Genomic DNA, 9,792 nt, shown 5'->3' with positions numbered 1-9,792 from the left:
GTCCGGGGCCACCGACGGCCTCTCGTTGTCGATCGGTCTCACTCCACCGTGTGTCCGGGGCCACCGACGGCCTCTCGTTGTCGATCGGTCTCACTCCACCGTGTGTCCGGGGCCACCGACGGCCTCTCGTTGTCGATCGGTCTCACTGCACCGTGTCCATACCGTCGGCGTCGACCACCCCATCCCGCAGGGCGGGATGAAGTCTTTCGACGTATTTCGCGATCACGTCCACCTCGAGGTTCACCGGGGTGCCCACCGTGGTGGTCCCCAGGTTGGTTTCGGCCAGTGTCGTCGGGATCAGGGATATCTCGAACCAGCTGTGTCCGTCCGCGTCGTCGCCGAGGGCGGCGACGGTCAGCGAGACACCGTCGACGGTGATCGAGCCCTTCTCGACGATGTAGCGACTCAGCTTGTCGGGCACCGCGATCCGCACGACCGTCCAGTTGTCCGACGGGGTGATCGCGACGACCTCGCCGACACCGTCGACGTGGCCCTGCACGATGTGCCCGCCGAAGCGGCCACCGGCGGCCATCGCCCGTTCCAGATTGACCGGGCTGCCCGCCGACAGCGCTGCCAGTGAGCTGCGATTGAGTGTTTCGGCCATGACGTCGACCGTGAACTCGTCGGGGCCCTGCTCGACGACGGTCAGGCAGACACCGTTGACCGCTATCGAGTCGCCGAACTTGGCATCGCTGGTGACCAGGGGGCCGCGGACGGTGAGTCGGGCGGCGTCGGGCAGGTCGTCGCGTGCGACGATCGTGCCGAGCTCTTCGACGATGCCGGTGAACACGTGCGCTCCTCCAACCACAGGCTCGGAGCGCACCAGACGTCGACGCGACGCCTGCGTTCTCTCACATCCGGACTATGACCGTCGGCTCCGGATTCACACCGGATCTGCTGTCCCTGCCGGGTGGCAGGCGCTCGCGGGCTCGATGTCCGATATGGATCGGACCTCATCACCGCCGGTGGGGAATTGCACCCCGCCCCGAGAACTCTGCCATCGAAGTTAGCACGACCTGACCCGCCACCGACATCTCCTATCCCGCCGGGCGATACCGGAGGAGGACGTCGGCACCGAGCATCTCGACACCCGTGGTGACGAACCGTCGGGCGTCGGCCAGGGTGGTGACGCCGGGCATGTCGACCGAGGAGGTGCCCGCACCGAGGATCAGCGGCGCCACGTAGGCCTCGATCTCGTCGACGAGTCCGGCGGCGAGGAACGCGCCGATGATCGCCGGGCCGCCCTCGACGAGCATCCAGGTGGCGTCGGGCAGTGCGGCCACTACGTCGGCGGGGTCGTGTGTCCGGACCTGCGCCATCGGCGCGGCGGTGGCGTCCCGGATCTGTGCGTCGTCGGGAATGTCCCTGAGTCCCATGACGATTCGTACCGGTTGATGGGCGGCGAGCGAACCGTCGGGGCGGCGCGCGGTGAGGGCTGGATCATCCCGGACGACCGTGCCGATGCCGACGACTATCGCATCGATCTCGGCGCGCTGACGGTGTGCGCGGGCGCGGGACTCTTCCCCGGTGATCCATTGACTGGTGCCGTCGGGTGCGGCGATCCGGCCGTCGAGTCCGGCGGCGATCTTGACCGTGACGAACGGGCGGCCGGTGCGTTGCCGATGCAGCCAGTACCGCAGCGGCCCCTCACGTGCCTCGTCCTCGAGATGACCGCCGACGACGGTGATCCCCGCGGCACGTAGCCGGTCGGCGCCACCGGCGGCGGCCGGGTTGGGGTCGGGCACCGCGTAGACGACCCGCTCGACGCCGGCCTCGATGAGCGCCTCGCTGCACGGGCCGGTACGGCCGGTGTGATTGCACGGTTCCAGGGTGACCACCGCGGTGGCCCCACGGGCCGCGGCACCGGCGTCGGCCAGCGCGACGATCTCGGCGTGCGGACCCCCGGGCGGCTGCGTGTGGCCGCGCCCGACGATGCTGCCGTCGGATGCGACGATCACCGCCCCGACGGGCGGGTTGGGGCTGCTCAGGCCCAGCGCGTGGCGCGATTGGTCGATCGCCGACCGCATCGGTCCGTCGACGGCGGCCGGGTCGTCGGTGGCGGCCGGGCCGTCGACGGCGGCCGGGTCGTCGGTGTAGGTCGGGTCAGTGGGCATGGGGGCGCGCCGCGGCGGCCTGCGCGCGCAGTCCGGCGACCGCGGCACCCGGGTCGCCGGCGCCGTACACCGCCGACCCCGCGACGAAGCAGTCGATGCCCGCTTCGGCGGCCTCCTCGATGGTGTCGGTGTTGATGCCGCCGTCGATCTCGACGAGCAGTGTCAGGTCCTCGGCGTCGATGAACTTGCGGATGGTCCGGGCCTTGGCGAGCACCTCGGGGATGAACTTCTGGCCGCCGAAGCCCGGCTCGACGCTCATGATGAGCAGCGTGTCGAAGTCACGGAGGATCTCGAGGTACGGCTCGAGCGGGGTTCCCGGTTTGATGCTCAGACCGGCCTTGGCGCCGGCGGCGCGGATGTCGCGGCCGACGGCGATCGGGTCGTCGGTGGCCTCGGCGTGGAAGGTGACGTTGTAGGCGCCCGCCTCGGCATATGGCGGCGCCCAGCGTTCCGGGTTCTCGATCATCAGGTGGCAGTCGAGCGGGATGTCGGTCGCCTTGAGCAGGCTCTCCACGATCGGCAGGCCGAGGGTGAGGTTGGGCACGAAGTGCGCGTCCATCACGTCGACGTGCAGCCAGTCGGCGCGGGTGGCGCCGTCGTGCGACACCGCATCGGCCTCGGCGGCGAGGTTGGCGAAGTCGGCGGAGAGGATGGACGGGGCGATCATCGGGTCACCGGTGGGCTGCGACATGCCCAGATTGTAGGGGTAGCCGCTCCACTCCCCGGCTCCCGGTTCCTCCGCATCCTTTGCGAGTATCCCCCGCGAACATGTGGAGGATCCTCGCAAAGGCGGGGGACGAACTACTGGGTCCGCAGCGCGGCGAGGAACATCGCGTCGGTGCCGTGCAGGTGGGGCCAGAGTTGGACGTGCGGGCCGGGGCCGAGGAGGTCGGCCGGGATCGGCACCAGGGTGCGGGCGTCGAGCTGTTCGACGGCCGGGTGCTGGGCCAGCACTGCGTCGATCACCCCGACCGTCTCCGCGGGATGCGGTGAACACGTCGAGTAGACGACCACTCCCCCGGGCTTGCACAGGCGCAGCGCCTCGGTGAGCAATTCCCGTTGCAACACAACGAGTTCCGCAACATCGTCGGGGGTGCGGCGCCACCGTGCCTCGGGGCGGCGGCGCAGCGAGCCGAGCCCGCTGCACGGGGCGTCGAGCAGGATGCGGTCGAAGCCCGGCTCGAGGCCGCTGGCGCGGGCGTCGGCCACGTGCACGTCGACGGGCAGATCGCGGACCGCCTTGCGGATGAGCTCGGCGCGATGCTCCGAGACCTCGATGGCGTCGAGGCGGGCGCCGTCGATGTCGGCGATCGCGGCCACCAGCGCGGCCTTGCCACCGGGCCCGGCGCACATGTCCAGCCACCGTCCGGCGTCGTCGGCGACCTCGGCGACCGTGACCGCCCGGCCGACGAGCTGACTGCCCTCGTCCTGCACGCCCGCGTAACCCTCGCGGACCGCATCGAGCTGACCGGGGTCCCCGCCCGGCAGGTAGACGCAGTACGGCGAGTACCGGCCGATCTCGCCGTCGCTGGTCAGCGCCAGCTCCTCGGCGGTGATCAGGCCCGGACGGGCCACCAGATGCACCGGCGGCCGTTCGTCGTCGGCGGCGAGCTCGGCCTGCAGACGCCCGGCCGAGCCGCCGAGTGCGTCGAAGAACACCTGCGCGATCCAGCGCGGATGGGCGTAGCGGAAGGCGAGGTTGCCGATCAGGTCGTCGGCCATCGACGGGGCGAGCTCGTCGACCCACAGGTCCTCGTCGCGCTGGGACACCTTGCGCAGTACCGCGTTCACGAATCCGGCCGGTCCCATGCCCATCTCGGAGCGGATGAGGTCGACCGACGTCGAGACGGCGGCGTGCGACCCGATGCGGGTACGCACCAGTTGGTAGGTGCCGAGCCGCAACACGTCGAGCACCTCGCCGTCGATCTCGCCCACCGGCCGTCCGGCCGCCGACGAGATCACCGCGTCGAGCAGCCCCTGCGCGCGGGCGGCACCGTAGGCCAGCTCCGTCGCCAGGGCGGCGTCACGCCCGGTGATTCCCCTCTCCCGCAGCATCTTCGGCAGCACGAGGTTCGCGTACGCGTCCCGCTCGCGTACCGCCCGCAGGGTGTCGCGGGCGGCCGCCCGGGCGGCGTCGACCGGCTTGTCGCGGATCATCGCGGGCCGCTTCATGCCAGCACCGTATCGTCGTCGAGTCGTGCGCCGCGGGCCCAGTCGGCCGCCGGCATCTCCTTCTTCCCCGGCGGTTGCACCCACCCGAGCAGCACCGCACCGCTCGAGGTGCCGACGAACACCGCCTTCTTCGTCACCACGAGCGCGCCGGGCTCCGGCGCGTCGGCGGGCGCGTCGGCCGGGGTCACCGGACCCACCTTGATGCGGGCTCCGTCGAGGGTGGTCCACGCACCCGGCGCGGGCGTGTGGGCGCGGATGCGTCGGTCGACGATGTGGGCGGGCAGATCCCAGCGGATGCGGGCGTCGTCGACGTCGACCTTGGGGGCGTGACTGACGCCGGCCGACGACTGCGCGACCGGGGTGAGCGCGCCGTCGGCGATGCCGTCCAGGGTGGACAGGAGCAGGTGCGCACCGGACTCGGCGAGCCGGCCGAGGAGATCGCCGCTGGTGTCGGCGGGACGGATGGTCTCGGTGATGACGCCGTAGACGGGGCCGGTGTCGAGCCCTTCCTCGAGGAGGAAGGTGCTGGCCCCGGTCACCTCGTCGCCGGCGGCGATGGCCGCCTGCACGGGTCCCGCACCGCGCCAGGCGGGCAGGACGGAGAAGTGCAGGTTGATCCAGCCGTGTGTCGGCAGGTCGAGCAGGCCGGGCGGCACCAGGCCGCCGTAGGCGACGACCGCGCCGCAGTCGGGCCGCCACGACCGCAGCCGGTCCAGCACGCCGGGGTCGCTGAGCCGACGCGGCGTGATGACGTCGATCCCGGCCTCGTCGGCCAGGGTGGCCACCGGGGATCGCACGATGGTGCGCCCGCGCCCGGCGACGGTGTCCGGCCGGGAGATCACCCCGACGACCTCATGCCGCGGCGACTCGAGCAACAATCGCAGCGACGGCACCGCAACCCCGGGCGTTCCGGCGAACACGACTCTCATGGGAACTCTTTCTACCCGATCGTCGGCGGGTCGACCTGCACTCGGATGGGGCCGGTCTCGTGGTGGGTGTTGCGGCGCATCTGGGCGTTCGCCAGGGCGTGGGCGAGGCCCTTCCCGTCCCGGCGATCCACCCGCAGCAGGATACGGTCGATCTCGCCGTCGAAGTCACCTGAGGGGGCGCGCACCCCGGGTGGCAGCGGCACCGGGCCGAGCGTCTGCGCACCCGCCGGCAGTTGGATCGACTCGACGAACGCCGAGATGGTGGCCAGGTCACCGTCGACCGACGCCATCGTGACCGCGGGCGGGAAGCCGAGTTCGGCGCGTCCGGTGAGTTCCTGGTCGGCGAAACCCACCGGATCCCACCGGATCAGCGCCTGCACCGGGGCGAGTCCGGCATCGGCGACGATGACCAGCGTGCCACCGTCGGACTGCGGGCGGACCAGCGCGCCGACCGCCATCCAGCGACGCACCGCATCCTCGCCGGACCGCAGATCGACCCGATCGAGTTGCGCCCACGTGTCCAGCAGCACGGCCGCCCCGTAGCCACCGTCGGCGACGGGTTCGGCGCCCGGGGTCGCCACGACCACCCGGGCACCCGGGCCGACGGCGTCGGCGATCGAGGTGCCGCCGGAGGTGAGCACCGGGACCCCGGCGAACGCGCGGCCGAGTTCCTCGGCGGTGCGTCGGGCACCGGTGGTCAGCGCCCGCACCTGGGTGCCGCCACACTCCGCGCACCGGAACGCCACCTCCGGACGTCCACACCACCGGCACGAGAGTCGTTGTCGCGCATCGAGTTCCAGCGGACCGCGGCATTCCCGGCAGCGCGCGTGGGTGCGGCAGCGGGCGCACGCCAACGACGGGATGTACCCGCGCCGCGGCACGCTGAACAGCACCGCGCGGTCGGCGGCCAGGGCGGTGCGGGCGGCCTCGAACGCCATCGCCGGGATACGGGCCGACCGCGCCAGCGGATCGTTCGCCACCCGCCGGTCGTCGTCGGACAGGGCCACCACGCGAGCGGTGCGGGCCCGGGTGGTCGTGCGGTCGGCGACCAGGTCGTGCGCCCAGCCGGCGGTCACCAGCGAATGCGCCTCGGCGGTTCGGGCGAACCCGCCGAGCACCAGGGCGCACCGTTCCTGATGCGACCGCAGCACCGCCACCTCGCGCGGATGCGGATAGGGCGCCCTCGGCTCGACCAGGCTGTCGTCGCCGTCGTCCCACACGACGATCAGCCCGAGGTCACCGACCGGCGCGAAGACGGCGCTGCGTGTGCCGAGAACCACGTTTGCGGCTCCGCGTCGCACCGCGAGCCATCGTCGATAGCGGGCGGTCGGTCCGAGCCCGGCGGCCAGCGTGACGCGGCGCTCGCCGAGCAGCGGAGCGCAGGCGGCGTCCAGCCGGTCGAGATCGCGCTGGTCGGGCACCACGAGGATCACTCCCCGCCCCGCGGCGGCCGTGGCGGCGGCGAGCTCGGCGAGTCGTGCGGGCCAGTCCTCGCCCGCCGTCGCCTGCCAGACCGCGCGCGGCGCGCCACCGGAGATCAGCGAGTGCCGGAACGACTCGGCCGCGGTGTAGACGTCCCAGGCCGACCCGTCGACCGGCGGCAGCGTGTCCAGCGGTGCGGGCGCCGGTGTGTCTTCCTTCTCGGTGCGGGCATGCCGGGGTGGGATGGCGAGGCGGACGACATCGGACATCGTGCCGGCGTAGCGGTCGGCGACGGCGCGGCACAATGCCGCGAGCTCGGGCCCGAGAACCGGTTCGGCGGAGACCACCCGGTCGATCCAGCCCAGCTTCCCCGGGTGATCGCTCTCCTCGGTGCGCTCGAGCAGAAAGCCGTCGACGAGCCGTCCGGAGAACCGAACCCGCACTCGCACACCGGGTTGCGCGTCGGCATCCTGGTCGGCGTCGATCAGGTAGTCGAACGGGCGGTCCAGGTGGGCCAGCCCGAGCATCGGCAGCACCCGGCCGATCGGCGCCCGCGGCGCGGGCGTCCGGGTGCTCAGAGTCCTGCGGCTGCCCGCAGCTTCTCCGCGCGGTCGGTCCGCTCCCACGGGAGATCGATGTCGGTGCGGCCGAAGTGCCCGTAGGCGGCGGTCGGTGCGTAGATCGGCCGCAGCAGGTCGAGGTCGCGGATGATCGCGCCCGGGCGCAGGTCGAAGACCTCGGAGATGGCCTGCTGGATCACGGCCGGGTCGACCTTCTCGGTGCCGAAGGTCTCGACGAACAGGCCGACCGGGGCGGCCTTGCCGATCGCGTAGGCGACCTGGACCTCGATGCGCTTGGCCAGGCCGGCGGCGACCGCGTTCTTGGCCACCCAGCGCATCGCGTAGGCGGCGCTGCGGTCGACCTTCGACGGGTCCTTGCCGGAGAAGGCGCCGCCGCCGTGGCGGGCCATGCCGCCGTAGGTGTCGACGATGATCTTTCGCCCGGTCAGGCCGGCGTCGCCCATCGGGCCGCCGAGCACGAACCGGCCGGTCGGGTTGACCAGCAGCCGCACGTCGGAGGTGTCGAGCGGGTTGGGCAGGTCCAGCGACGCGAACACCGGCTCGAGGACCTCCTTGCGGATGTCCGGGGTGAGCATGTTGTCGATGTCGATGTCGGCGGCGTGCTGCGTCGAGACCACCACGGTGTCGAGCCGGACCGGGATGTCCCCGGCGTATTCGATGGTGACCTGGGTCTTGCCGTCGGGCCGCAGGTACGGCAGCACACCGGTCTTGCGGACCTCGGTGAGCCGTCGCGCGAGCTTGTGGGCCAGGGAGATCGGCAGCGGCATCAGCTCGGGGGTCTCGTCGGTGGCGAAACCGAACATCAGGCCCTGGTCGCCGGCGCCCTGCTTGTCGATCTCGTCCTCGATGCCGCCGTAGCGCGTTTCGTGCGAGTCGGTGAGGCCCTGCGCGATCTCCGGGGACTGAGCACCGATCGCGACGTTGACGCCGCAGGACGCGCCGTCGAAGCCCTTGGTGGACGAGTCGTAGCCGATGTCGAGGATCTTCTCCCGCACAATGGTGGGGATGTCGGCGTAGGCGGTCGTGTTGACCTCGCCCGCCACGTGCACCTGCCCGGTGGTCACCAGGGTCTCCACCGCGACCTTGGCGGCGGGATCGGCGGCGAGCAGGGCGTCGAGGATCGAATCACTGATGGCGTCGCAGATCTTGTCGGGATGTCCCTCGGTGACGGATTCACTCGTGAACAGGCGTGACGCAGAGGTGGTCATCGGGTCCTCTCAGGCTTACCGCCCGTCGATGTCGGGTACGGGCACACGGTTCGTGGGATTGATTGTCTCTGGTGATCAGGGGTCGCGCACACCGGGGTCCTCCCCTCCCGGGCGCGGGGACATTCAGCCTACATCAGGGACCAGCGCGCGGACTTCGTCAAGGATTCTGCTCGACATGAGTGTTTTCGACCCCATCGGCAGCGCGGTCTCGGTGCCGGTCGACGAGAGCAGCCACCCGGTGTTGTCCTCGGTGCCGAACGCCTTGCCGTCACCCACCGCATTGACCACCAGCAGGTCACAGCCCTTGCGGCGCAGTTTGGCGCGACCGTGGTCGAGGACTCCGCCGGCCTCGTCGCCGGTTTCGGCCGCGAATCCGACGATGATCACCCCGGCCGGGATGTCTCCGGTCTCGCGGGACTCGACGAGGCCGCGCAGGATGTCGGGGTTCGTCGTGAGTTCGATGGGGGCGGGGCCGTCGTCGCCCTTCTTGATCTTCGCCTCGGACACCGAGACGGGCCGGAAGTCGGCGACCGCGGCGGCCATGATGACGACGTCGGCCTCGGCGGCCCGCTTGGTCATCTCGTCGGACAGTTCGCGTGCGCTGGGCGCCCGGACGATCTCGACGCCGGCCGGGTCTCCGGGTTCGGCGGTGGACCCGGCGACCACGGTCACCGTCGCGCCGCGCTGGGCGGCGGCCCGGGCGAGGGCGAACCCCTGCTTGCCGGAGCTGCGGTTGCCGAGGAAGCGCACCGGGTCGAGTGGTTCGCGGGTACCGCCGGCGCTGATGACCACACGCACGCCGTGCAGGTCGTAGGGCAGCGCGTCGGGCCGGTCGAGCAGCAGCTCACCGATGAGCGCGATCTCCTGCGGGTCGGGCAGCCGTCCCGGACCGCTATCGGTACCGGTCAGTCGTCCCGACGCCGGCGTCATCACGGTCGCCCCGTGAGAGCGCAACGCGGCGACGTTGGCCTGGGTCGCGGGATGCTCCCACATCTCGGTGTGCATCGCCGGCGCGTAGAGCACGGGACAGCGGGCGGTCAGCAGGGACGCGGTGAGCAGGTCGTCGGCCCGTCCGGAGGCCGCGCGGGCCATCAGGTCGGCGGTGGCAGGCGCGATGACCACCAGTTCGGCACCCTGGCCGAGACGTACGTGGGCGACCTGGTCGACGTCGTCGAAGACGTCGGTGCTCACCGGGTTACCGGAGAGCGCCTCGAAGGTCGCGGCACCCACGAACTTCAGCGCGGCCGCCGTCGGCACGACGCGGACGTCGTGCCCGGCCTCGGTGAAATGCCGGATGACCGAGCACACCTTGTAGGCGGCGATACCGCCGCCCACCCCGACGAGGATTCTGGACATCGGTGTGGGA

The 9,792-nt window shown here is 71.6% G+C and carries 8 protein-coding genes and 1 riboswitch; all 8 genes read right to left on the bottom strand.

From position 1 onward, the window contains the following. Positions 1-142: 142 nt before the first annotated feature. The 8 genes from ACWDTI_RS11060 to coaBC all read right to left on the bottom strand — a co-directional run bounded on the left by ACWDTI_RS11060 (position 143) and on the right by coaBC (position 9,782). Positions 143-790, bottom strand: coding sequence for a riboflavin synthase (locus ACWDTI_RS11060; RefSeq protein WP_449738121.1), 648 nt, complete (start codon positions 788-790; stop codon positions 143-145). Positions 791-841: 51 nt separating this feature from the next. Continuing rightward, positions 842-997, bottom strand: a riboswitch (FMN riboswitch). Between the two features lie 40 nt (positions 998-1,037). Further along, positions 1,038-2,027: a bifunctional diaminohydroxyphosphoribosylaminopyrimidine deaminase/5-amino-6-(5-phosphoribosylamino)uracil reductase RibD gene (gene ribD / locus ACWDTI_RS11055; RefSeq protein WP_449738302.1), complete on the bottom strand. Its 990-nt coding sequence runs from the start codon at positions 2,025-2,027 to the stop codon at positions 1,038-1,040. A 76-nt stretch (positions 2,028-2,103) separates the two neighbouring features. Next, complete coding sequence (rpe, locus tag ACWDTI_RS11050; RefSeq protein ID WP_449738301.1) at positions 2,104-2,781, bottom strand: ribulose-phosphate 3-epimerase; 678 nt, start codon at positions 2,779-2,781, stop codon at positions 2,104-2,106. A gap of 134 nt (positions 2,782-2,915) precedes the next feature. Beyond that, positions 2,916-4,286, bottom strand: a complete 1,371-nt coding sequence (locus ACWDTI_RS11045; protein ID WP_449738120.1) for an RsmB/NOP family class I SAM-dependent RNA methyltransferase — start codon at positions 4,284-4,286, stop codon at positions 2,916-2,918. Further along, positions 4,283-5,215 carry a methionyl-tRNA formyltransferase gene (fmt, locus tag ACWDTI_RS11040; RefSeq protein ID WP_449738119.1) on the bottom strand — a complete coding sequence of 311 codons (933 nt, stop codon included), beginning with the start codon at positions 5,213-5,215 and terminating at the stop codon, positions 4,283-4,285. The genes ACWDTI_RS11045 and fmt overlap by 4 nt, the downstream gene beginning before the upstream one ends. 11 nt (positions 5,216-5,226) lie before the next feature. Further along, positions 5,227-7,263, bottom strand: a complete 2,037-nt coding sequence (locus tag ACWDTI_RS11035) for a primosomal protein N' (protein WP_449738118.1) — start codon at positions 7,261-7,263, stop codon at positions 5,227-5,229. After that, positions 7,212-8,426: a methionine adenosyltransferase gene (gene metK, locus ACWDTI_RS11030; protein WP_449738117.1), complete on the bottom strand. Its 1,215-nt coding sequence runs from the start codon at positions 8,424-8,426 to the stop codon at positions 7,212-7,214. Before metK ends, ACWDTI_RS11035 begins: the two co-directional genes overlap by 52 nt. A gap of 123 nt (positions 8,427-8,549) precedes the next feature. Further along, complete coding sequence (gene coaBC / locus ACWDTI_RS11025) at positions 8,550-9,782, bottom strand: bifunctional phosphopantothenoylcysteine decarboxylase/phosphopantothenate--cysteine ligase CoaBC (protein ID WP_449738116.1); 1,233 nt, start codon at positions 9,780-9,782, stop codon at positions 8,550-8,552. Between the last annotated feature and the right edge of the window lie 10 nt (positions 9,783-9,792).

The organism is Gordonia sp. NPDC003424 (genome assembly GCF_053588655.1).
The sequence above is the reverse complement of the archived record's forward strand: the minus strand, read 5'-3'. Positions and strand labels throughout refer to the sequence as shown.